Annotated in this window: 19 protein-coding genes; 8 read left to right on the plus strand and 11 right to left on the minus strand. The window is 71.7% G+C overall.

Annotated features, from left to right (window positions below; genetic code table 11):
* Positions 1–65 precede the first annotated feature (65 nt).
* Together ACYBSK_RS07895 and ACYBSK_RS07900 are read left to right on the plus strand one after the other, a co-directional pair.
* Entirely contained in the window at positions 66–1,652 is a 1,587-nt protein-coding gene (locus tag ACYBSK_RS07895; RefSeq protein ID WP_457476153.1) for a Na+/H+ antiporter, read from the plus strand.
* Between the two features lie 66 nt (positions 1,653–1,718).
* The gene (locus tag ACYBSK_RS07900) at positions 1,719–2,465 is read left to right on the plus strand and encodes an SDR family NAD(P)-dependent oxidoreductase (RefSeq protein ID WP_460245605.1); all 747 of its coding nucleotides are present in this window, start codon (positions 1,719–1,721) and stop codon (positions 2,463–2,465) included.
* 6 nt (positions 2,466–2,471) lie between these two features.
* Here ACYBSK_RS07900 and ACYBSK_RS07905 read toward each other — a convergent pair whose 3' ends face one another.
* The gene (locus ACYBSK_RS07905; protein ID WP_457476155.1) at positions 2,472–3,578 is read right to left on the minus strand and encodes a mechanosensitive ion channel family protein; all 1,107 of its coding nucleotides are present in this window, start codon (positions 3,576–3,578) and stop codon (positions 2,472–2,474) included.
* Between the two features lie 62 nt (positions 3,579–3,640).
* On the opposite strand from ACYBSK_RS07905, the gene ACYBSK_RS07910 reads away from it, so the two are divergent.
* Positions 3,641–4,210: a dienelactone hydrolase family protein gene (locus tag ACYBSK_RS07910; RefSeq protein ID WP_457476156.1), complete on the plus strand. Its 570-nt coding sequence runs from the start codon at positions 3,641–3,643 to the stop codon at positions 4,208–4,210.
* Positions 4,211–4,215: 5 nt separating this feature from the next.
* Here the strand turns inward: ACYBSK_RS07910 and ACYBSK_RS07915 are convergent, their stop codons facing one another.
* From ACYBSK_RS07915 to ACYBSK_RS07930, 4 genes are all read right to left on the minus strand, one after another.
* On the minus strand, positions 4,216–5,859 hold the full coding sequence (locus ACYBSK_RS07915) for an alkaline phosphatase D family protein (RefSeq protein ID WP_460245606.1): 1,644 nt from the start codon (positions 5,857–5,859) through the stop codon (positions 4,216–4,218).
* Positions 5,860–5,955: 96 nt separating this feature from the next.
* On the minus strand, positions 5,956–6,807 hold the full coding sequence (locus ACYBSK_RS07920; RefSeq protein ID WP_460245607.1) for a thioredoxin domain-containing protein: 852 nt from the start codon (positions 6,805–6,807) through the stop codon (positions 5,956–5,958).
* A 75-nt stretch (positions 6,808–6,882) separates the two neighbouring features.
* Entirely contained in the window at positions 6,883–7,563 is a 681-nt protein-coding gene (locus tag ACYBSK_RS07925; RefSeq protein WP_457476159.1) for a hypothetical protein, read from the minus strand.
* Between the two features lie 83 nt (positions 7,564–7,646).
* Positions 7,647–8,978: a DUF2252 domain-containing protein gene (locus tag ACYBSK_RS07930; RefSeq protein ID WP_457476160.1), complete on the minus strand. Its 1,332-nt coding sequence runs from the start codon at positions 8,976–8,978 to the stop codon at positions 7,647–7,649.
* Positions 8,979–9,168: 190 nt separating this feature from the next.
* Between ACYBSK_RS07930 and dnaE the strand changes: the two genes are divergently transcribed.
* Positions 9,169–12,708: a DNA polymerase III subunit alpha gene (gene dnaE, locus ACYBSK_RS07935; RefSeq protein WP_457476161.1), complete on the plus strand. Its 3,540-nt coding sequence runs from the start codon at positions 9,169–9,171 to the stop codon at positions 12,706–12,708.
* 81 nt (positions 12,709–12,789) lie between these two features.
* Here the strand turns inward: dnaE and ACYBSK_RS07940 are convergent, their stop codons facing one another.
* Positions 12,790–12,963 carry a hypothetical protein gene (locus ACYBSK_RS07940; protein WP_457476162.1) on the minus strand — a complete coding sequence of 58 codons (174 nt, stop codon included), beginning with the start codon at positions 12,961–12,963 and terminating at the stop codon, positions 12,790–12,792.
* A 280-nt stretch (positions 12,964–13,243) separates the two neighbouring features.
* On the opposite strand from ACYBSK_RS07940, the gene ACYBSK_RS07945 reads away from it, so the two are divergent.
* From ACYBSK_RS07945 to ACYBSK_RS07960, 4 genes are all read left to right on the plus strand, one after another.
* Positions 13,244–14,491 (plus strand): NYN domain-containing protein, encoded by a 1,248-nt coding sequence (locus ACYBSK_RS07945; protein WP_460245608.1) that lies wholly within the window; start codon positions 13,244–13,246, stop codon positions 14,489–14,491.
* A gap of 211 nt (positions 14,492–14,702) precedes the next feature.
* On the plus strand, positions 14,703–15,683 hold the full coding sequence (locus ACYBSK_RS07950; protein ID WP_457481678.1) for an ABC transporter ATP-binding protein: 981 nt from the start codon (positions 14,703–14,705) through the stop codon (positions 15,681–15,683).
* 5 nt (positions 15,684–15,688) lie between these two features.
* Complete coding sequence (locus ACYBSK_RS07955; RefSeq protein ID WP_460246976.1) at positions 15,689–16,498, plus strand: ABC transporter permease; 810 nt, start codon at positions 15,689–15,691, stop codon at positions 16,496–16,498.
* A gap of 34 nt (positions 16,499–16,532) precedes the next feature.
* Positions 16,533–17,213 (plus strand): DUF2567 domain-containing protein, encoded by a 681-nt coding sequence (locus ACYBSK_RS07960; RefSeq protein ID WP_457476164.1) that lies wholly within the window; start codon positions 16,533–16,535, stop codon positions 17,211–17,213.
* Between the two features lie 233 nt (positions 17,214–17,446).
* Here the strand turns inward: ACYBSK_RS07960 and ACYBSK_RS07965 are convergent, their stop codons facing one another.
* The 5 genes from ACYBSK_RS07965 to ACYBSK_RS07985 form a co-directional block, all read right to left on the minus strand.
* Positions 17,447–18,463, minus strand: a complete 1,017-nt coding sequence (locus ACYBSK_RS07965) for a dihydrodipicolinate synthase family protein (RefSeq protein WP_460245609.1) — start codon at positions 18,461–18,463, stop codon at positions 17,447–17,449.
* 274 nt (positions 18,464–18,737) lie between these two features.
* Positions 18,738–19,244, minus strand: coding sequence for a Cys-tRNA(Pro) deacylase (gene ybaK, locus ACYBSK_RS07970; protein ID WP_457476166.1), 507 nt, complete (start codon positions 19,242–19,244; stop codon positions 18,738–18,740).
* A 23-nt stretch (positions 19,245–19,267) separates the two neighbouring features.
* Positions 19,268–20,053 (minus strand): LON peptidase substrate-binding domain-containing protein, encoded by a 786-nt coding sequence (locus ACYBSK_RS07975; protein ID WP_460245610.1) that lies wholly within the window; start codon positions 20,051–20,053, stop codon positions 19,268–19,270.
* 5 nt (positions 20,054–20,058) lie between these two features.
* Positions 20,059–21,036 (minus strand): hypothetical protein, encoded by a 978-nt coding sequence (locus ACYBSK_RS07980; RefSeq protein WP_460246977.1) that lies wholly within the window; start codon positions 21,034–21,036, stop codon positions 20,059–20,061.
* Between the two features lie 309 nt (positions 21,037–21,345).
* On the minus strand, positions 21,346–22,860 hold the full coding sequence (locus tag ACYBSK_RS07985; protein WP_460246978.1) for an oxidoreductase: 1,515 nt from the start codon (positions 22,858–22,860) through the stop codon (positions 21,346–21,348).
* Between the last annotated feature and the right edge of the window lie 36 nt (positions 22,861–22,896).

Raw genomic sequence — 22,896 nt, forward strand, 5'->3', positions numbered from 1 at the left:
TCTGACGTGCGTGGCACCCTTGAGGCCGGAACGTACATGATCGTCGAGTCTGGTCGGAGTCCCCGGTGGATCAATTGGCCCTGCTGTTCGTGCTGTTGCTCGGGGCCGTGCTCACCGTCCCGCTCGGAGACCGGCTCGGCCTGCCGTCCCCCGTCCTGATGACGCTGCTCGGCATCGCCCTGGCGCTGATCCAGGCGGTGCCGAACGTCGACATCAATCCGGACCTGATCCTGCCGCTGGTGCTGCCACCGCTGCTCTACGCGGCCGTGCACCGCACGTCCTGGCGCCAGTTCGCGGCCAACAAACGGCCGATCTTCCTGCTCGCCGTCGCCCTGGTCTTCGTCACCACGGCCGCCGTCGCCTTCGTCGCCGACGCCATCGTGCCGGGCCTGCCGGTCGCCGCGGCCGTCGCGCTCGGCGCGCTGGTGGCGCCGCCCGACCCGGTCGCCGCGACCGCCGTCGCGGGCCAACTCGGCCTGCCCCGGCGCATGGTGTCGATCCTGGAGGGCGAGGGCCTGTTCAACGACGTGACCGCCATCGTGCTCTACCATGTCGCCATCGCCGCCGCCGTCAGCGGCACCTTCTCGCTGCCGCACGCCGCGCTGGAACTCGTCCTGTCCGCGGTCGTCGCCGTCGCGGTCGGCTGGGCGCTCGGCTGGATCGCCAACAAGCTCATCGGCTATCTCGGCGACGCCACCCTCCAGATCGGCCTCACGCTCCTGATCCCCTACGCCTCGTACGTCCTCGCCGAGGAGCTCAAGGGCTCGGGTGTGCTCGCGGTCCTGACCACGGCGATGTTCCTGGCCGAGCACGCCTTCGACGCCGACGACGTGCTGACCCGGCTCACCGGGCGGGCCTTCTGGGACGTCGTGGACACCCTCGTCACGGGCGTCGCGTTCGGTCTCATCGGCCTGGAGGTGCACAACGTCGTGCGCACCGCGCAGGGCCGCTGGGGCGAGATGCTGGGCTGGGCGGGCGCGGTCGTCGCCGTCGTCATCGTCGTACGGCTGTTGTGGCTGCTGCCGATGACATGGGTGACCCGGCGGATGCATCTGCGGCGCGACGTCGACGAGGACATCCCGGTGAGCTGGCGCGAGACGGTCGTCATGTGGTGGGCCGGAATGCGCGGTGTGGCCTCGGTGGCGCTGGCCCTCGCCATCCCGCTGACCATGGACGACGGTTCGCCCTTCCCGGACCGGGACGAGATCGTCTTCCTCGCGTTCGGGGTGATCATGGCGACCCTCGTGCTCCAGGGCCTCAGCCTGCCGTGGCTGGTGAAGAAGCTCGGCGTGCGCAGCGACAACGTCGTCGAGCGGGAGTACGAGAAGCAGCTCGCGCTGCGCGCCGCGAAGGCGGCCAAGCGGCGGCTCAAGGAGATCGAGGAGGTCGAGGAGCTGCCGGAGGAGGTGCAGGAGCAGATGCTGCGCCGCGCCTACGACATCGGTCTGCGCATCAACCCGGAGATGGGCGCGGACGAGCGGCGCGAGAAGCAGGCCAAGCGGGTCGCCCGGATCAAGCGGATCCGCCGGATCCAGTCGGAGATGATGTCGGCGGCCCGCCACGAGGTCCTCTCGGCCCGCAGCGAACCCGGGTCGGACCCCGAGGTCGTCGACCGGGTGCTCAGGAAACTGGACGTGCGCAGTCTGCGCTGAGAGCGGACGGCCGGGCCTCCGTGGCGCCCGTGCCTGGAGCGCACTCGACGTCCTAGGCTCGTGTGCATGGCACGCAATGTGATGATCACCGGAGGCGGTACGGGAATCGGGCTCGCGGCGGCCAAGGCCTTCGTCGAGGAAGGGGACCGGGTGCTGCTGGTCGGGCGGCGCATCGAGGTCCTGGAGAAGGCCGATGTGCCCGGAGCCCTGAAGTACCCGGCCGACCTCAGCACCGTCGAAGGCGCGCGCGGCGCCGCCGACTTCGCGCTCGAGGCGTTCGAGGGCACGGTCGACGTGATGGTGCACAGCGCCGGCGGGCTCGGCGCCCGGCTGCACCCGGCGCCGGAGGCGGACGATCCGCTGGAGGCCGTCGCCCACACCTGGAACGCCGACTTCCGCACCAACACGCTCACGTCGGTCCTGCTGACCGAGGCGCTGCGCGAGCACCTCGCCTCGCCGGGCGGCCGGGTCGTGTTCCTGTCATCCATCGCCGCCCTGCGCGGCTCGGGCCAGGGCTCCTACGGCGCGTCGAAGGCGGCCCTGCACCCGTACACGTACGACCTCGCCAAGGCGCTCGGTCCGCGGGGCATCACCGTGAACACGGTGGCGCCCGGCTACATCGAGGACACCGAGTTCTTCGGGCCGTCGATGCCCGAGGAGCAGTACCGGCGCCGGGTCGACGCCATCCCGACCGGCCGGGCCGGGACGCCCGAGGACATCGCGGCCACCGTGCTGTGGCTGGCCTCGCCCGGCGGCAGCCATGTCACCGGCCAGATCATCCAGGTCAACGGCGGGGAGCTGCCGGGGCGTTGAGCCGCCTCAGCCCCGGCCCGTACGGGGAGCGCGGCCGTCCCGGCTGAGCACGTGCTCCGGAAGGGAGTCCAGCTCGTCCGGGGCGAGCAGCGCCGTCGCCGTGTTGATCCGCGGCAGCGCGTACGGGTGGAAGTCGGTCAGCCAGCGCACCAGCTGCTCGCGGACCGTGACGCGCACCGTCCAGATGTCGTCCGCGTCCTTGGCCGTGACCAGGGCGCGGACCTGAAGGGTGCTGGGCGTGGTGTCGGTCACGGCCAGGCCCCAGTCGCGGCCGTCCCAGGCGGCGCACTCGCGCAGCACGTCGTGCAGCTTCTCGCGCATCTCCGGCACGGGCGCGCTGTGGTCGAGGTGGAAGAAGACGGTGCCGGTCATCTGGGAGCCGCCGCGCGACCAGTTCTCGAACGGCTTCGACGTGAAGTACGACACGGGCATCGTGATGCGGCGCTCGTCCCAGGTGCGCACGGCGAGGAAGGTCAGGGTGATCTCCTCGACCGTGCCCCACTCGCCGTCCACGACGACGGTGTCGCCGATCCGCACCATGTCGCCGAACGCGATCTGAAGGCCCGCGAAAAGGTTTCCGAGCGTGGACTGGGCGGCGACACCGGCGACGATGCCCAGGATGCCGGCCGAGGCGAGCAGCGAGGCCCCGGCCGCCCTGAAGGCCGGGAACGTCAGGAGCATCGCGGCCACCGCGACCACACCGACGATCGCGATGACGACGCGCTGGATCAGGGTGACCTGGGTGCGCACGCGGCGGACCCGGGCCGGGTCGCGCTGGGCGGTGGCGTAGCGGGCGTAGGACGACTCGACTATGGCGGACGAGATCCGCACGGCGAGCCAGGCGGTGGCGCCGATCAGGACCAGGCTGAGCGTTTCTCCCAGCCCGCGGTAGTGGTCCTGGACGACCCCTGTCTGGTCGTACGAGCCGCGCAGCATGGCCGCGCACAGGACGAGCTGGAGAGGCAGCCGGCAGCGGCGCAGCAGCCCCCACAGCGGGGTCTCGTGGTGGCGCTGATCGGTGCGTTGCAGCAATCGGTCGACGGCCCACCCCACGAGCAGCGTGAGCACGACCGAGCCGCCAATGACGATCAGCGGACGCAGTACGTTCTCCATGCCACGACGGTAACCGGGATCGGGCACGTCTAACCTGCGGGGTTCCTGGCACCATGGAGCGCATGAACATCATGCTTTTCCATTCGGCGTTCGGATTGCGGCCCGCCGTGGTGGCCGCCGCCGACCGGCTGCGCGCCGCCGGGCACGAGGTGTGGGCCCCCGATCTCTTCGACGGGCGCACCTTCGACAGCGTCGAGGAAGGCATGGCCTTCAAGGACGAGCTCGGCAAGGACGAGCTGCTCAAGCGCGCCGTCCTGGCGGCCGCCCCGTACTCGGACCGCGGTCTCGTCTACGCCGGGTTCTCGTTCGGCGCCGCGACCGCGCAGACCCTCGCGCTCGGCGACGACAAGGCGAAGGGGCTGCTGCTCCTGCACGGCACGTCCGACATCGCGGAGGGCGTCGCCGTGGACGAGCTCCCGGTGCAGCTGCACGTCGCCGAGCCCGACCCGTTCGAGACCGACGACTGGCTGACCGCCTGGTACCTCCAGATGGGCCGCGCGGGGGCCGACGTGGAGGTCTACCGGTACGCCGGGGCGGGCCACCTGTACACCGACCCCGACCTGCCGGACTACGACGAGGAGGCCGCCGAGGCCACCTGGCGGGTGGCGCTCGGCTTCCTCGAAACCCTGTAGGCGTCCTACGCGACGGGGGCGTCCACCCGCTCGACCTTCTGGGTGCCGGTGCGCGTGCGGTACGAGCGCTTCCAGGCGGACGTGGCGCGCGCGTCCGTCCGGTCGGAGATCACGTAGAAGTCCATCTGCGCCCGCTCGGCGGTGACGTCGAGGACGCCGTACCCGTGGTGGTCCATGTCCAGCCAGCGCACGTGCCGGTTGGCCGCCTTGACGGCGCCCTCGGCGACCGTGGAGAGCGTGTCCGGGGCGACGTGCAGGATGTCGTCCAGGTTGTCGGAGGTCACCGACGTGACCACGAACTCCGTCGCGGCGGAGGGCGACAGCGGGTACGTCGCGGCCTTGACCGGTACGTCGTTGGCCCACGCCATGTGGATGTCGCCGGTCAGGAAGACGGTGTCGCGCACGGCGTGCTCGCGCAGGTGGGAGATCAGCTCGGCGCGGTCGTGCGTGTAGCCGTCCCACTGGTCGACGTTGATCGCCAGGCCCTCCTTGGGCAGCCCGAGCAACTCGGCGAGCGGGCCGAGGAGATGTGCGGGCAGCGAACCGAAGGCGACCGGCGAGATCATCACCGAGGTGCCGACCAGCTTCCAGCGCGCGTCGGAACCGGCGAGGCCCGCCTTCAGCCAGTCCAGCTGGGCGCGGCCCGTGATCGTGCGGTCCGGGGAGTCGACGGCCCCGTTGCCGATGCTCGACTGCTCGGAGCGGAACGAGCGCAGGTCGAGCAGGTGCAGGTCGGCCAGCGCGCCGAAGCGCAGGCGGCGGAAGACGGTGCCCGCGGTGGACGGACGGACCGGCATCCATTCGAAGTACGCCTGCTTCGCGGCCTGCCGGCGCGCCGCCCAGTCGCCCTCGGTGCCCGGCGTGTGGTTCTCGGCACCGCCCGACCAGGCGTCGTTGGCGAACTCGTGGTCGTCCCAGATGGCGATGAGCGGGTGCGCGGCCTGCATCGCCTGCACGTCGGCGTCGGTCTTGGTCTGGCCGTGCCGGGTGCGGTAGTCGGCGAGCGAGACGATCTCGTGGGCCGGCCGGTGCTGCCGGACCGTGTACTCGGCGGTCGGGTACTCGCCGGTCCCGTACTCGTAGAGGTAGTCGCCGAGGTGCAGGACCGCGTCCAGGTCGCCGCGGGCCGCCAGGTGCCGGTACGCGGAGAAGTAGCCGGCCTCCCAGTTGGAGCAGGAGACGACGCCGAAGCGCAGACCCGCGGGGGAGGCGTCGGCGGCCGGGGTCGTGCGGGTGCGGCCCACGGGGGAGTGGGTGACGCCCACGGAGAAGCGGAAGTAATAGGTGGTCTCTTGGCGCAGGCCCCTTACGTCGGCCTTGACGGTGTGGTCGGTGGCGGCGCTCGCGCCCACCGTTCCCTTGGCGACGATCGTCCGGAACGTCCGGTCCTCGGCGATCTCCCATCCCACCTGCACGTCCGGGCCCTTCCCGGAACCCGGCACTGCCTCGGCGGTCGGCGTCACACGGGTCCACAGCAGCACCCCGTCGGGCAGCGGGTCGCCGGACGCCACGCCGTGCAGGAAGGCGGGGGCCTCGGCGGCGTGGGCGGGGGCCGTGGCGGCGAGCGGTGCGGCGAGTGCGGCGCCGGCGGCAGCGGCCTTCACGACCGTTCTGCGGGTGGGTGCACTTTGATGAAGTCGACTGGTCACGGCGGGTCAGCCTACTGACAGGTACATGAAAAAAGCGGGCGAACCCGAAAGGTTCGCCCGCTTTTCGCCTGCTCTTCCGCGGCGCTGGTCCGGACGTCAGCCCTTGAGGGCCTTCTCGATCGCGGTGGTGTACTCGGCCACGGTCATCGGCGCGTTCTGGCCGTCCGTGCCGGTCAGCTTCTTGCCGTCCATGACGAGGCTGGGGGTGCCGGTGACCTCGTCCTTGTTGGTGTCGAAGGACTTGGACATCTTCATGGCCCAGTTGTCGTACGTACCGTTCTTCACGGCGTTCTGGAACGACTTGTTGCCCTTGAGCGAGTCCACGCTGTCGCCGATCTCGATCAGGTAGTCGTCGTCCTTGAGCTTGTCCTCGCTCTCGTCCGGGTGGTACTTCGCGGAGTAGAGCGCGGCCTTGTAGTCGAGGAAGGCGTCCTGGCTCACGTTGAGGGCCGCGCCGAGCGCGCTCAGGGCGTTCTTCGAGCCCTCGCCGTTGGTGCCGACCTTGTCCTCGCCCGCGCTGTCGCCGTCGAGGAACGTGCCGCCGACGTACTGGAGCTTGAACTTGCCCGCCTCGACGTCCTTGTGGAGCTGCGGGCCGACCGTCTGCTCGAAGGAGGCGCAGACCGGGCAGCGGGAGTCCTCGTAGAGCTTCAGGGTCTTCTTGGCGCTGCTCTTGCCGATGACGACGGTCGTGCCGTCCTTGCCCGAGGTGTGGGCGGGCGCCTTCACGGCGGACGACTTGGCCTCCATCGCCGTCTCCCAGTGGGAGGGCTTGCTGGCCTGCACCACCGCGTAACCGATGCCGCCGGCTATCGCCAGGACCGCGACGACGGAGACGCCGACGATCGCCTGCCGCTTCGTCTTGTCCTTCTTGGCCTGGCGCTCGCGCTCGATGCGCAGCCGCTCGCGGGCCGCCGTCTTCGCCTGCTGGGTGTTCCGCTTGCTCATGATCGTGCTCCGTGGGTAAGTCGCAGGGGGTGGGGGACTGCCGTATCGGGCCCGAGCCGGGAGATGGAAGGTGGCTCAGGCGGCGAGCGGCGGCGGTCCGCGCCGTCCCACGGAGTGCACCCACAGCCGGGTGCGGGAGGCCGGTACGCGCGTGGCGGTGCGCGGCGGGCGCACGGCGGGCTCGCGCCGCAGCGGCGCCGCGGCGAACGCGATCAGCAGCGGCCGGAACGCGAAGGCGGCCACCGCGCGCAGCAGTTGGGCCAGGGCCTGCTCACCGCGGCGCAACCAGGCGGCGGCCAGCAGACCGACGCCGACATGCGCGCCGAGCAGCAGCCAGGAGGCCGCCGGGTCGGTGTGGGCGAAGAGGGCCGCGGCCCGCTCGGTGCCGCCGCCCGTCATGCGGGCCAGCGGCGTGCCCACGTTCCCGGCGCACAGGACGTCGAAGCCGAACTGGCGCAGCGGGCCCGCGACGGGGCCGCCCGCCTCGCCGTAACAGACGTGCTGACCGGCCGTGAAGACCGTGTCGGCCGCCAGCTCCAGCGGGACGAGCAGGGCGGCGATCCGGCCGAAGCCGCGCTCCCGGCCCGCCAGCGCGTACGCGATCACGAAGACGGCCGCGGCGATCGCGGCGACCGTCGTGAGCGGCAGCGGGGCCCGGGACAGCAGCACGTGCGACGCGACGGACAGCGTCACGGCGAAGGCCGTGAACAGTGCCGCGCGCGTCACTCGTAGCTGGGTCCCGGATATGTCGTCCATCGCGACAGGAGTGTGCCATGCCTTGCGGTAAGCGATGCCTAAAGGGTTGCTATGAGTGGGATCCGCAGGTGCTCAGCCCACGGTCACCTCTCCAGACCCGGGATCCGGCCGTTGCGGAACAGGTCCACGAAGATCTGGTGGTCCGCACGCGCGCGTGCCCCGTAGGAGTGCGCGAACTCGACCAGGAGGGGCGCGAAACCGTCCTCGTCGGCGGCGATCGCCGCGTCGATGGCGCGCTCCGTGGAGAACGGGACGAGCGACTCGCCGGACTGGTCGTCGGCCGCCGCGTGCATCGCCGCCGTGGCCCGGCCGAGGTCCGCGACGACCGCCGCGATCTCCTCCGGGTCGTCGATGTCGCCCCAGTCCAGGTCCACCGCGTACGGCGAGACCTCGGCGACCAGCTGCCCGGCGCCGCCGAGCTCGGTCCAGCCCAGCCACGGGTCGGCGTGGGCCTGGAGGGCGCGCTGCGAGATGACCGTGCGGTGGCCCTCGTGCCGGAAGTACCCGCGGACCGCCTGGTCGGTGATGTGCCGCGAGACGGCCGGGGTCTGGGCCTGCTTCATGTAGATCACCACATCGTTCTCCAGGGCGTCGCTGTTGCCCTCCAGAAGGATGTTGTACGAGGGCAGGCCCGCCGAGCCGATGCCGATGCCGCGCCGCCCCACGACGTCCTTCACCCGGTACGAGTCGGGGCGGGCGAGGGAGGCCTCGGGCAGCGTCTCCAGGTAGCCGTCGAACGCCGCGAGCACCTTGTAGCGCGTCGCCGCGTCCAGCTCGACGGCGCCGCCGCCGGGCGCGAAGCGGCGCTCGAAGTCGCGGATCTCCGTCATGGTCTCCAGCAGGCCGAAACGGGTCAGCGAACGGGCGTCGCGCAGCGCCTCCAGGAGCGGGCCCTCGGCCGTGTCCAGCGTGAAGGGCGGCACCTCGTCGCGCTTGGCGCCGGTCGCCAGTGCGTGGATGCGCTCGCGGTAGGCCGCCGCGTACGTGCGCACCAGGTCGGTGATCTGCTCGTCGCTGAGCGCCTTGGAGTAGCCGATCAGCGCCACGGAGGCGGCGAAGCGCTTGAGGTCCCACGTGAAGGGGCCCACGTACGCCTCGTCGAAGTCGTTCACGTTGAAGATCAGCCGGCCCGTGGAGTCCATGTACGTGCCGAAGTTCTCCGCGTGCAGGTCGCCGTGGATCCACACCCGGCTGGTGCGGTCGTCGAGGAACGGCCCGCCGTGCTGCTCGCGCTCCACGTCCCGGTAGAACAGGCAGGCCGTGCCCCGGTAGAAGGCGAAGGCCGAGGCCGCCATCTTGCGGAACTTGACCCGGAAGGCCGCCGGATCCGCGGCGAGGAGCTCGCCGAACGCGGTGTCGAAGACGGAGAGGATCTGCTCGCCGCGCTGGTCAGCGGTGGGCTGCGGGTCCGACATCGCTGGGTGCCTCCTGGTACGGGATCTTGCGGTACGCGCTGCCGCGGGGCGCTGACGCGTGGGACAGATGTTCTGTTCCGTCCAACGCACGACCGTACTCCGGAGTGCCCGCCGGTTGTCAGTGGCCGGTCGTAGACTTCCAAGCTGTCCCCCATCCGTCGCCCGGTGTTTTCCATTGGAGGCCCCCACCGTGTCAAAGCCGCCCTTCACGCACCTGCACGTGCACACCCAGTACTCGCTGCTGGACGGTGCGGCGCGGCTGAAGGACATGTTCAAGGCCGCCGGCGACATGGGCATGACGCACATCGCGATGTCCGACCACGGCAACCTGCACGGGGCGTACGACTTCTTCCACACCGCGCAGAAGGCCGGGATCACGCCGATCATCGGCATCGAGGCGTACGTGGCCCCGGAGTCGCGGCGCAACAAGCGGAAGATCCAGTGGGGCCAGCCGCACCAGAAGCGCGACGACGTCTCCGGCTCCGGTGGTTACACCCACAAGACGATGTGGGCGGCGAACAAGACGGGGCTGCACCACCTGTTCAAGCTGTCCTCCGACGCGTACGCCGAGGGCTGGCTGCAGAAGTGGCCGCGCATGGACAAGGAGACGCTCTCCCAGTGGAGCGAGGGCATCATCGCCTCCACCGGCTGCCCCTCCGGCGAGCTCCAGACCCGGCTGCGCCTCGGCCAGTACGACGAGGCGCTGAAGGCCGCGTCCGAGTACCAGGACATCTTCGGCAAGGACCGGTACTTCCTGGAGCTGATGGACCACGGCATCGAGATCGAGCGCCGGGTCCGCGACGGCCTCCTCGACATCGGCAAGAAGCTCGGCATCCCGCCGCTCGTGACGAACGACTCGCACTACACGTACGCGCACGAGTCCGTCGCCCACGACGCCCTGCTCTGCATCCAGACCGGCAAGAACCTCTCGGACCCGGACCGCTTCCGCTTCGACGGCACGGGCTACTACCTGAAGTCGACGGACGAGATGTACGCCATCGACTCCTCCGACGCCTGGCAGGAGGGCTGCCGCAACACGCTGCTGGTGGCCGAGCAGATCGACACGACCGGCATGTTCGAGAAGCGCGACCTCATGCCGAAGTTCGAGATCCCCGAGGGCTTCACCGAGGTCACCTGGTTCCAGGAGGAGGTCCGGGTCGGCATGCAGCGCCGCTTCCCGGGCGGCGTCCCCGAGGACCGGCAGAAGCAGGCCGAGTACGAGATGGACGTCATCATCCAGATGGGGTTCCCGGGCTACTTCCTCGTCGTCGCCGACTTCATCATGTGGGCCAAGAACAACGGCATCGCGGTGGGCCCCGGCCGTGGCTCCGCGGCCGGTTCGATCGTCGCCTACGCGATGGGCATCACCGACCTCGACCCGATCGAGCACGGACTGATCTTCGAGCGCTTCCTCAACCCGGAGCGCGTCTCCATGCCCGACGTCGACATCGACTTCGACGAGCGCAGGCGCGTCGAAGTCATCAGGTACGTGACCGAAAAGTACGGCGCCGACAAGGTCGCCATGATCGGCACGTACGGCAAGATCAAGGCCAAGAACGCGATCAAGGACTCCGCGCGCGTGCTCGGCTACCCGTACGCGATGGGCGACCGCCTCACCAAGGCGATGCCCGCCGACGTCCTCGGCAAGGGCATCGACCTCGACGGCATCACCAACCCCGAGCACCCCCGCTACTCGGAGGCGGGCGAGATCCGGGGGATGTACGAGAACGAGCCGGACGTCAAGAAGGTCATCGACACCGCCAAGGGCGTCGAGGGACTGGTCCGGCAGATGGGTGTGCACGCCGCCGGCGTCATCATGTCCAGCGAACCGATCGTCGACCACGCCCCGCTGTGGACGCGGCACACCGACGGCGTGACGATCACGCAGTGGGACTACCCGCAGTGCGAGTCGCTCGGCCTGCTCAAGATGGACTTCCTGGGCCTGCGCAACCTGACGATCATGGACGACGCCGTCAAGATGGTGCGGTCCAACAAGGGCATCGACCTGGAGATGCTCTCGCTCCCGCTGGACGACCCGAAGACCTTCGAACTGCTCTGCCGCGGTGACACGCTGGGCGTCTTCCAGTTCGACGGCGGGCCGATGCGTTCGCTGCTGCGCCAGATGCAGCCCGACAACTTCGAGGACATTTCCGCCGTCTCGGCCCTGTACCGGCCGGGCCCGATGGGCATGAACTCGCACATCAACTACGCGGAGCGCAAGAACGGCCGCCAGGAGATCACGCCGATCCACCCGGAGCTCGAAGAGCCCCTGAAGGAGACGCTCGGCCTGACCTACGGCCTCATCGTGTACCAGGAGCAGGTGCAGAAGGCCGCGCAGATCGTCGCCGGCTACTCGCTCGGCGAGGCCGACGTGCTGCGCCGCGTGATGGGCAAGAAGAAGCCCGAGGAACTGGCGAAGAACTTCGTGCTCTTCCAGGAGGGCGCCAAGAAGAAGGGCTTCTCCGACCAGGCGATCCAGGCCCTGTGGGACGTCCTGGTGCCGTTCGCCGGCTACGCGTTCAACAAGGCGCACTCCTCCGCGTACGGCCTGGTCACCTACTGGACCGCGTATCTGAAGGCGAACTACCCGGCCGAGTACATGGCCGCGCTGCTCACCTCGGTGAAGGACGACAAGGACAAGTCGGCCGTCTACCTCAACGAGTGCCGGCGCATGAAGATCAAGGTCCTCCCGCCGGACGTGAACGAGTCGGTCCACAACTTCGCCGCCCAGGGCGACGACGTGATCCTCTTCGGCCTGGAAGCGGTCCGCAACGTCGGCGCGAACGTGGTCGAGTCGATCACCCGCGCCCGCAAGGCGAAGGGGAAGTTCACCTCGTTCCCCGACTACCTGGACAAGATCGAGGCCGCCGCCTGCAACAAGCGGACGACGGAATCGCTGATCAAGGCCGGCGCCTTCGACCAGATGGGACACACCCGCAAGGGCCTCACCGCCCAGTACGAGCCCATGATCGACAACGTCGTGGCGGTGAAGCGCAAGGAGGCCGAGGGACAGTTCGACCTCTTCGGCGGCATGGGCGACGGGGGCAACGACGAGCCGGGCTTCGGCCTCGACGTCGAGTTCTCCACCGACGAGTGGGACAAGACGTACCTGCTCGCCCAGGAGCGCGAGATGCTCGGCCTCTACGTCTCCGACCACCCGCTCTTCGGTCTGGAGCACGTGCTGTCCGACAAGGCGGACGCGGGCATCGGCCAGCTCACCGGCGGCGACTTCGGCGACGGCGCGGTCGTGACGGTCGGCGGCATCATCTCGGGCCTTCAACGCAAGATGACCAAGCAGGGCAACGCCTGGGCGATCGCCACCGTCGAGGACCTCGCCGGTTCCATCGAGTGCATGTTCTTCCCGGCGACGTACCAGCTGGTGTCCACGCAGCTCGTCGAGGACGCCGTGGTGTTCGTGAAGGGCCGCCTCGACAAGCGCGAGGACGTGCCCCGCCTGGTCGCCATGGAGATGCAGGTCCCCGACCTGTCCAACGCGGGCACGAACGCGCCGGTGATCCTCACCATCCCCGCCCTGAAGGTGACCCCGCCGATGGTCAGCCGCCTCGGTGAGATCCTCACCAACCACCGGGGCGACAGCGAGGTCCGGATCAAGCTCCAGGGGCCGCGCAAGACCACGGTGCTGCGGCTCGACCGGCACCGCGTGAAGCCCGACCCGTCGCTCTACGGCGACCTGAAGGTGCTGCTCGGCCCGTCCTGCCTGACCGGCTGATCCCACCGAGACACGCGCGAGGGGCGCGCCCGGACTTCCGGGCGCGCCCCTCGCCGTGTGGCAACTGCCGTGCGCGGCAGGTCAGTTGTGGCCGAAGCGGCGCTCGCGGTGCTTACGGGCGACATCGCCCGGCGTGGCTTCGACGGCCGACTTGGCCTGGGCCTCCATGGCCGAGGACTTGGCCTGCTCCTCGGGCTGAGCGGCCTGAGCCGCCTTCTGCTGCTGGCGGTTCTGCTGCTTACGGTTCTTGGCCATGGTGATCTGCCTCCTGAGGGGGATCTAGGGGCCAGGGCCGGATTCAGATTCACACAGGCGGAGGAAGAACGCATTTCGGTTTATTACCGTTAGTAACGGGCAATTGGTGGTCGGTGCTCCGCCCCGGGTTCCGGGCTTCCGCCACGCCGAAGATCCAGTTCGGGCCGTTAACCCCCGCGCGGTCGGGCAGACTCGAAGGAAACCCGAAGCGAAGCCGCGGGAGCCGCCCCGTGGAGCGTGTCCGGACTGCTGGCAAGTCGGCGGAAAGAGGGTGGATCGCGTGGATCGTTGCATCGTCCTGGTGGACGCCGGTTATCTGCTGGGGGCCGCGGCGAGTCTGCTCGCCGGTGAGCCCTCCCGCTCCCGGATCCATGTCGACCATGCCGCCCTCATCCAGGGGCTGCGCGAGCGCGCCGAGACGGAGACCGGGCGGGACCTCCTGCGCATCTACTGGTTCGACGGCGCGCCCGACCGGGTGCCGCAGCCCGAGCACCGCCGACTGCGGGTGATGCCGCGCGTCACCGTCCGCCTCGGCGCGCTGACCAGGAGCGACGGGCGGTGGGCGCAGAAGGGCGTCGACGCGGCCATGCACGCGGAGCTGACCGAGCTGGCGCGCAACCGTGCCTGCTCGGACGTGGTCCTCGTGACCGGTGACGGTGACCTGCTCCCCGGCATGATGGCCGCCAAGGAACACGGCGTCGCCGTCCACCTGTGGGCCGTGCAGGCCGCCGACGGCGACTACAACCAGTCCGAGGACCTCGTCGCCGAGGCCGACGAGCGGCGGGTGCTCGACCGGACCTGGATCACCAAGGCCGTACGGTCCAAGGAGTTCGGCGGGATCTGCGCCCCGCCGCCCGTGCCGCGGCCGGAGATCGCGGCGATCCTCTCCGCTCCGCTGCCCGAGTCCGCGCTGGCCGCGGCGGGGCGGCCCGCGCAGGAGAGCGAGGACCCGGCGCCCGCGCGGCACGCGCAGGCGGCGCGCGGCGAGAACGGTTCGGCGGCGGCCGCCGCGGCCGCCTCCCCGGAGGAGGACCGCAAGGGCGTGCCCACGCCCAAGGACCTCGCCGCGCTGCGCGGCCCCGGGGCGCAGGCCGCGCAGCACCCCGCGAACGCGACCCTGCGGTGGTCGTCCGACAAGGGCTGGGTCGAGCGGCCCGGTGGCGGCGGGGAACCGGCCGACGTGGCGTCGCTGCCCACGCTGGCGCAGCTCACCACGGCCGAGCAGCGGTGGGCCGACCGGGAGGAGGACATCACCGCGATCGGCGGCGACCCGTACGAGGTCGGGCAGGTGTTCGCGCGGCGGTGGCGGGAGCGGCTCGCCGACCAGACGGAGCTTCAGAAGCTGGCGACGATGTACCCGCGGGTGCCGCACCGGATCGACGGGGAGCTGTTGCGGTACGCGGCGCGGTTCGGGCTGCTGGCGCACAAGGACGACCAGATCGACGAGCACGACCGGTACGCGATCCGGGCCGGTTTCTGGCGGGAGATCGACGTCCGGACGGCCGAGCACGCGACGGCCGCGGAGTAGGCGCGTCGAGCCCCTGCGGCGTTGAGCAGCGGGGTCCGGGGCGGAGCCCCGAGGCCGCGACGCCGGTGCGGCACGATCCGCCCTGGCCGGGGAGCCATGCGTGGGAAATGTCCTGCCCCGCGTGCAATCGTGAACGCCGGACCCCGTAGGCTCGTCCCTCGTGAGCATGCGCACCGATGACGTCGCCCCGAAGCGTAACGGGCGCTCCGTCGTGTGCGCGGTGCGGGGTCTGCGCAAGACCTATCCCGCCTCGCGCGGGCGCCGCGGCGTCCCCGGCACGCCCGAGCTGCGGGCCACCGACGACGTGCACCTCGACATCCGGCGCGGCGAGATCTTCGGGCTGCTCGGGCCGAACGGCGCGGGCAAGTCCACCCTCGTACGCCAGCTGACCGGGCTGATGCGCCCCGACGCGGGGAGCGTCGAGATCCTCGGGCACGACATCGTGCGCCACCCCGAGCGGGCGTCGCGGATCCTCGCCTACCTCGGGCAGGAGTCGACCGCCCTCGACGAGCTGACCGTGGCGCTCGCCGCCGAGACCACCGGGCGGCTGCGCGGGCTTCCGCTGAAGGAGGCCCGCAGCGCCCGCGACGACGTGCTCGACGAACTCGGACTCGGCGAGCTCGCCTCGCGGCCCCTGAAGAAGCTGTCCGGCGGGCAGCGGCGGCTCGCCTGTTTCGCCGCCGCGCTCGTCGGCGAGCGGCCCCTGCTCGTGCTCGACGAGCCGACCACCGGGATGGACCCCGTCGCGCGGCGCGCCGTGTGGGCCGCCGTCGACCGGCGGCGGGCCGAGCGCGGCACCACCGTGCTGCTCGTGACCCACAACGTGATCGAGGCCGAGACCGTGTTGGACCGTGTGGCCGTGCTCGACCAGGGGCGCGTCATCGCCTGCGACACCCCGGCGGGGCTCAAGGAGCGCGTCGCCGGGGAGGTGCGGGTGGAACTCGTGTGGCGCCAGGAGGCGCCGATGGAACTGGCGGAGGTGGCGCGGCTGCGCGCGCACGCCGTGGAGTCCGGGCGGCGCTGGTCGCTGCGGCTCGCGCCGGACGCGGCCCGCGCCGCCGTCGCCGCCGTCACCGGCGGCCCGGCCTTCGACTTCCTCGACGACTTCACGCTCGCGACGCCGAGCCTGGAGGACGTGTACCTGGCGCTCGGCGGCAGCCGCAGCGGCGTGAAGGGCCTGGTGAAGGCGTGAGTGTCATTCCCGTCGAGGCGGCCCCCGCGCGCCAGGCGTCCGTGTCCGAGGAGACCGAGGACCTGCTCGCGCCCCGCGCCCGGTTCCTGCCGTCGCTCGCCGCCGTCTACCGGGCGCAGCTCAGCCGGGCCCGGGTGGCCCGGATCCCGCTGCTGTTCGTGGCGACGTTCCAGAGCATCGGCATCATGATCCTGATGCGCGGCGTCGTCGACCAGGGCGGCCGCGAGGCGCAGGCCGTCGTCGCCGGGTCCGCCGTGCTCGTCGTCGCGTTCGTCGCGCTGAACCTGCTCGCCCAGTACTTCGGGCAGCTCCGGGCCGCCGGCGGGCTCGACCACTACGCGACGCTGCCGGTGCCGCCCGCCTCCGTGGTGCTGGGCGCCGCGGCCGCGTACGCCTCGTTCACCGTGCCGGGGACCGTGGTCACCGCGGTCGTCGGCTGCCTGATGTTCCAGCTGCCGCTCGCCCATCTGTGGGTGCTCGTGGCCGTGATCCCGCTCGCCGGGGCCGCCCTGTCCGGGCTCGGCGCCGCGCTCGGGCTGCTCGCGCCCCGGCCGGAACTGGCGACGCTGCTCGGCCAGTTGGGCATGTCGGCGGCGCTGCTGCTCGGCGTGCTGCCCGCCGACCGGATGCCGGAGTTCGTGCAGTGGGCGCGGGACCTGCTCCCGTCGACGTACGGGGTCGAGGCCTTCGCGCGGACCTTCGCCGAGCAGCCCGACTGGGCCGTCGTCCTGCTCGACCTGGGCGTCTGCGCGGCCGTCGGCGTCGCCTCGCTGGCCGTGGCCACGTGGGCGTACCGGCGGGCCGCCGTCCGGTGACGCGCCGCACAGCGACGCCTGGCACGATGGCAGGGTGACCGCACCGCTGACACCGCCACCCCATCAGCCCCCGCACAACAACGGGCACAGTGACCCCTGGCAGGCCCCCGACCCCATGACCGGACATCTGCCGCCCGCGCCCGCCGCGCCGCACGAGGACGGCCCCGGGCTCCGGGCCGAACTGCGCGAGGCCGCCCTCGTGACGGTCGGCGTCGCGCTGGTCGGGCTCGCGCTCGGCGCGCTGTGGCTGTGGCTCGCGCCGCGGGTCCCGCTGGTCTCGGACGCCTCGGCGGTCTACCTCAAGGACACCGAGGGAGAGCAGGCCATCGGCGTGGACGGAACGTTCGCCCTGCTCGCGCTCGCGTTCGGTGCCGTCACCGGGGCGGCCGTCTTCCTGTGGCGCAGGCGCGGGGGCGTACCGCTGGTGGTGGCGCTGGCCCTGGGCAGTCTGCTCGGCGGGGTGCTGGCGTGGCGGTTCGGGGTGTGGCTCGGGCCGACGCAGAACGTTGCGGCGCATGCGAAGGAGTTGGGCAAGGGGGTGGTGTTCGATGCGCCCCTGGAGTTGAACGCCAAGGGGGCGTTGTTGGCGTGGCCGTTGGCCGCGTTGGTGGTGCATCTGGGGTTGACCGGGTTGTTCGGGCCGCGTGATCCCGATCCGTATTTTGCGACGCCGTACGGGGTGCAGGGGGATGGCTCGGCGCGGTCGGCCGGCTGAACGACCGGGGCTCTGCCCCGGACCCCGCTGCTCAATCGCCGCAGGGGCTTGAGAGGTGGCGATCGCCGCAGGGGGATGGTTCGGTGCGGTCGGCGGGGTGAAGGATCGGGGCTCTGCCCCGGGCCCCGCTGCTCAATCGCCGCAGGGGCTTGAGGGGTGGCGGTCGCCGCAGGGGGATGGTTCGGTGCGGTCGGTGGGGTGACAGATTGGGGCTCTGCCCCGGACCCCGCTGCTCAATCGCCGCAGGGGCTTGAGAGGTGGCGGTCGCCGCAGGGGCTTGAGGGGTGGCGGTTGGCGTAGGGGGTTGAAGTGGGGATGCCTGAGTTGGTCAGGTGGTGGTGGATGTAGGGGGTGGCGGGGGTGGGGAGGGGGAGTTGGGGGGTGGCTGTTGTGGGGGAGGTGATGAGGCCTTGGAGGTGGACGGCGGTTTTGAAGGCGCCGAGGGCCGAGGACGAGGCGCCCATGACCGCCGGGTCGCCCGCGTCCGTGATCGCGAAGAGCGCGGCGAGGCGGTCCTGCTCCGCGCGGGCCGTGGCCCAGTCACCGGCCCGCGCCGCCTCGTAGAGCCGGACGTAACCGTGCGCGTCCACGTTGCCGAGGCCGGGGACGACGCCGTCGACGCCCGCGAGGAGCGCGCCGTCCACCGTCAGCTCGGAGCCGGTCAGCACCGAGAACGCGGGGGCCGCCGCCCGCAGCGGGGCGAGCAGACGGCGCAGGGAGCCCTCGTCGCCGCTGGAGTCCTTGAGCCCCGCGAGGGTGCCGTCCGCGGCGAGTTCCAGGAGCGTGCCGCGGTCGAGCTTGCTGTGCACCGCGACCGGGATGTCGTACGCGAACAGGGGCAGATCCGCGCCGGAGCGGATGCGGCGGAAGTGGTTCGCGATCTCGGCCGGGTGCGTCCGCGTGTAGAACGGCGCGGTCGCCACCAGCCCGTCGGCGCCCGCCTTCACCGCGTCCTGCGCCCGCTCCAGGACCCGCGGCGTGGTCGTCTCGATGACACCCGCGAGGACCGGGACCCGGCCCGCCGCCTCGTCCACGACCGTCTCCAGGACGGTGCGCCGCTGGGCGTCCGTGAGGTACGCGCCCTCGCCGCTGGAGCCGAGCGCGAACAGGCCGTGCACCCCGGCGCCGATGAGGTGCCCGGCGAGCCGCCGCAGCGACGCGACGTCCACCTCGCCGCCCGCGGTGAGCGGAGTGAGAAGCGGCGGGACGACACCGCGCAGCGGGGCGGGGAACGGGGCTCGGAGCGTCATGGCGGCGGTCTCCCGGGTGAACCGACGGTGTACGGAGCCGGGACATGGGATGTCCTACGCCCTGGAGGTGACGGTGCGCCACCGCCGCGCACGGTGTCAAGGGTGCCGAAGCCGTGGAGGCCGCCGCGCGGGTGCACGACGACGGCCTCGACGGCCGCTCAGGCGGGGCGCTTCCCGTGGTTGGCCTTGCCCTTCTTGATCCGCCACTTGCGCTTGCGCGTCTTCTTCGACATGTCCTGGGTACTTAGCCGAAGCGGCGGGACGCGTCGAGGGGTCACGCACGCCCGACGGGAGCGAGCACCGCGTCCGTGAGCGCCGCCAAGTCCTTCGGTGCCAGCTCGACTTCGAGCCCGCGGCGCCCGGCCGAGACGCAGATCGTGTCGTGCAGCTCGGCGGAGGAGTCGACGACCGTACGGAGCTTCTTGCGCTGCCCGAGCGGCGAGATGCCGCCGCGCACGTACCCGGTCGTGCGCTCCGCCAGCGCCGGGTCGGCCATCGTGGCGCGCTTGCCGCCGACCGCCGCCGCGAGCGCCTTCAGGTCGAGCTGGCCCGCCACCGGCACGACCCCGACGGTCAGTTGACCGTCCACGTCCGCGACGAGCGTCTTGAACACGCGGTCCGGGGACACGCCCATGGCCTCCGCGGCCTCCTCGCCGTACGAGGCGTGCGCGGGGTCGTGCTCGTAGGAGTGCACGGTGAAGGAGACGCCCGCGGCGGTCAGCGCGACGGTGGCCGGTGTTCCCCCGGACTGGCTCTGCTGCTTCTTGTTCTTCTTCGCCACGGTCGAGTTCCTTGATTCTCGCGTCAGTTGAGGCTCGTCGACTGCCGGGTGAGGTCCGTCGCGGGCAGTGAGGGCAGATGGCGGATGATCGCCGTCTCCGCGCGCAGCAGCGTCAGCTCCTCGCGCAGCCGGGACGCCACGTCCTCGGCCTCGAGCAGGTGCTGCTTCGTCGGTACGTCGAGCACCGCGGCCGCCGCGACGAGGTACGACACGACCGACGGCTCGTCCGGCAGCTCCGCGCCCGTCGTCAGCGAGCGCTCACGGGCGCCCGCGAGACGCTTCTGGTACGAGCGGAACGCGCGCAGCACCCCCTCCGCGAGGGCGCCCGCCTCCTCGCCGTCGTCCTCGGACAGCTCCTCGACCTCGGCCGTCAGGTACGGGCCCGAGGCGTCGACGGAGTGCAGCTTCACGCGGCGCGTGCCCGTGGCGAGCACCTCGAAGCTGCCGTCCGCGCGCTCCCGGATCGTCGCGGCGTCCGCGATGCAGCCGACGGCGTGGAAGGACGTGATGGGGTCGTCGCCGAAGCCCGCGGCCGGGCCGGCGCCGGCCTCCCTCGTCGTCACCTCGTCCGGCATGCCGGAGGCGCTGGGCGCGACCTCGTGGCCGTCGCGGATCGCGACGACCACGAACTGGCGGGGCTCGTCCGAGGTGGACGGTTCGGTGCCGGACTCCGACGGCTCGTCGGGCGACGCCTTCAACAGATCGCGCATCATGGCGCGATAGCGCTCCTCGAACACGTTCAGCGGGAGCACGAGTCCCGGGAACAGCACCGAGTTGAGCGGGAACAGCGGAAGTCGGACGGTGGTCACGTCGGTCAAGCGTAATGGTCGTCGGACCGGGCCGGTCCGCCGCGCAGCGGCATCGTCGCCGCGAGCTCCAGCCGGACGTGTCCGCGCAGCTCCATGAAGTGACCCAGCGGGTCGTCCGTGAGCTGGTCCCAGGGGAACGACGTCGCGTACGGGCCGATGAGCCGCAGCTGCTCCAGGGCGTCCTCCCAGCGTTCCAGCTCCACGAGTACGCAGGTCAGCAGGTTGCGCACCTCCGCGGGCCAGGGGTCGGCCGCGCCGTACGAGCGGGAGAGTTCGACGGCGAGGTCGGCGGCGGCGTCCAGGCGGACGCGGGAGATGCCGGTCCGAGGGGCGCTCGACGTCAGATACGCGAGGGCCGCGCGGGCCGGGAGCGCCTGGAGCAGAGAGCCCGGCAGGGCGTCCTGCGCGGCGCGCTCCGCGAAGTCGAAGCACTCGCGGTGGGAGCCGTACCAGGCGGCGGAGAGGTAGCGCAGCGCCGCGACGTGACAGCCGTAGTGGTGCGGGGAGCGGCGTACCGCGCGCTCCCACAGCTGCTCGAACTCGGTGTGCGGGGCGTTGGTGCCGCGGGCGTGGTCCAGGGCGATGCGCCAGGGGACGGGGTCCCGGCGATCGGACTCGGCGGCCGCCAGGACGAGGGGGGTGACCTCGCGGAGGAGTTCGGCGCGGGCGGGGGAGGCGAAGGCGCGGGTGACGGCGAATTCGGCCTTGACCAGGAGCAGGTCGGGGTCGTGCGGCGAGGCCTCCTGCCAGGCCTCGAACCACTCCGGGCGGGCGGCGGCGAACGCGGCGAGGCGCTGCACGCCGCGGTCCCGGTTCTCCCACTCGGCGGCTTCGCGGGTGTGGGCGAGGGTCTTCGCGGCGGGGCCGTGGTCGCCGCGGCCCGCGGCGACGAGGGCGGGGGCGAGGCGGTCGTCCGGGGCGTCGAGGAGGAGGTCCTCGTCCGGGGGGAGGCCGAGGCCGAGGGGGGCGGTGTGGCGGAGCATGCGGGTGGTGCGGACGAGTGCGCGCAGAAACGGCACGGTGGGCCTCCTTCTGCGCGGTCTCTTGCTGCGCGGGACGGGGGTGGCGGTGGGATGACGCTCGGCGGGGGTGGAAGGTTGTGCGCCACGCCCCCCTTTTTTTTGCCGCACCGTGGCCGACGCCCCCGCCCTCCTCGCGCGGCACCCCACGGGGCTCCGCCCCGGCCCCCGCTCCTCAATCGCCGGAGGGGCTTGATGGGGCGGAGTCGCGCCTGGCTCCTGCGGGGATGGCTGCCTTTACAGCCCCTCCGGCGATTGAGCCCCGGGGTGGGGTCAGTTGCGGCGGAGGAGGCGGGTGGCGCCGGCGGCGACGGTGGTGGCGAGGGTCCAGCCGAGCAGGACCAGGATCGCGGAGGCCCACTGCCACCCCCCGTCGAACTGCCAGCTCCCGGCCTGCCCGAGATCGATGACGGGCAGGAGAAGGTCCAGGGTGAAGAGGGCCGAGTTCCACACCGGCCCCTCCCCGGGCTTGATCCGCGGATGCGGCGACTGCGAGAACGCGGCAGCGCTCAGCGCCCACAGCACCGCCATCCACAGCGCGGCCCGCCCCGGCCGATACCCGTACGCCACCGTCCAGTCCTGGATGTACCCCCACACCTTCGCCGCGGGCGGCAACGTCTCCCGCCGCCTGCGCTGCTTGGCGAGCAGCACCTCGCGCGCGTCGGAGTCCTCCCCGCTGCCCCGCATCACCGCGGCGAGCCGCTCGTACGGCTCCGGGTTGTACTCGGGCGTCGCGGCGGCCAGCCAGTCGAGGCGGCGGGCGAGGGGGAAGGAGCCGGAGGGGATGAGGTTCTCGTACTGGAAGCCGCCGATGCGGAGCTGACCGGGACCCGGCCAGCTCGTCGACCGGTCGATCAGATTGGTCACCCGGGCGCCGGACAGCACGATCCGCCCGCGCTCCGGCCTGTCGCACAGGAAACGCAGTTCCGGGGTCTGGACGCGGCGCATGGAGACCTCCTGCTCGTTCTCCATCGTGAAGCGCGCCAGTTCGAGGTCGACCGCGTCGCCGAACCGCCCGTCGTCAAGGCGCACCCCGCCCGCGCACTCGAAGCGCTGCACCCGGGTGCCGCGCGCGGGCGTCCCGCCGCCGTTCTGGAGCGGCGTGCCGAGCGCGGCCGGGCCGAGGTACAGCGTCCGCTCGACCGACATCTGCGGGGCGTTCAGCGCCCGGCGGCCCCGCGTATGGCGCAGCCGGGCGCCGCGCAGGGAGAGCGAGACGCCGACCGTGGCGCCGCGCAGGCTCAGCTCGCCGTGCGCCTCCAGCAGCTCCGCCTGGAGGTCCTGGCCGACCGTGAGCCCGTCCGCCATGATCGACTTCCCGCGCCGGTCGCTGAAGACGACGGCCTGGTTGAGCAGCAGGTCCGTGCCGATGTGCGCGTCGGTGAGCCGGACTCCGTTGTGGAAGCGGCAGCGCGGGAGGTGCAGATCGCCCTCCGTGTGCACGCGGGCGCCTTCGAGGCGCGGCACCGAGCAGTCGACGAGCCGCACCGTGGTGAAGCGCGCCTCGGGGAGGAGGACCTCCTTCTCGAAGCGGCAGCCCTTCATCTCGACGTACGGGTCGACCGTGCCGCCCGCGAGGTCGAGCACGTCCGTGATCTGCACGCCCTGGAGCTTGAGCGACGCCACCCGGCCGTCGAGGGCGGGCGGGCCGTCGAGGAGCAGCCACGCCACGATCCGCGCCCGGACGCTGCGCTCGGGCCCCCAGGGATGGCCGCCGTGCGCCTCGTCCCGCTCGGGGTCCCCGGACCGCAGGTCGTAGACGCTTCCGTTGCGGAACGCCTGCCACATCCCGACCTCGGCGGCGGTCAGTCCGTCCGGCACCTC

Source organism: Streptomyces sp. BYX5S (assembly GCF_054724165.1).

Bases quoted from the DNA above. Each gene is read 5' to 3' on its own strand.
- ACYBSK_RS07920 (WP_460245607.1), bottom strand. From the start codon at position 6,807: ATGAGCAAGCGGAACACCCAGCAGGCGAAGACGGCGGCCCGCGAGCGG.
- ACYBSK_RS07900 (WP_460245605.1), top strand. From the start codon at position 1,719: ATGGCACGCAATGTGATGATCACCGGAGGCGGTACGGGAATCGGGCTC.
- ACYBSK_RS07930 (WP_457476160.1), bottom strand. From the start codon at position 8,978: ATGTCGGACCCGCAGCCCACCGCTGACCAGCGCGGCGAGCAGATCCTC.
- ACYBSK_RS07910 (WP_457476156.1), top strand. From the start codon at position 3,641: ATGAACATCATGCTTTTCCATTCGGCGTTCGGATTGCGGCCCGCCGTG.
- ACYBSK_RS07980 (WP_460246977.1), bottom strand. From the start codon at position 21,036: ATGCTCCGCCACACCGCCCCCCTCGGCCTCGGCCTCCCCCCGGACGAG.
- ACYBSK_RS07965 (WP_460245609.1), bottom strand. From the start codon at position 18,463: ATGACGCTCCGAGCCCCGTTCCCCGCCCCGCTGCGCGGTGTCGTCCCG.
- ACYBSK_RS07905 (WP_457476155.1), bottom strand. From the start codon at position 3,578: ATGGAGAACGTACTGCGTCCGCTGATCGTCATTGGCGGCTCGGTCGTG.
- ACYBSK_RS07925 (WP_457476159.1), bottom strand. From the start codon at position 7,563: ATGGACGACATATCCGGGACCCAGCTACGAGTGACGCGCGCGGCACTG.
- ACYBSK_RS07940 (WP_457476162.1), bottom strand. From the start codon at position 12,963: ATGGCCAAGAACCGTAAGCAGCAGAACCGCCAGCAGCAGAAGGCGGCT.
- ACYBSK_RS07985 (WP_460246978.1), bottom strand. From the start codon at position 22,860: ATGTGGCAGGCGTTCCGCAACGGAAGCGTCTACGACCTGCGGTCCGGG.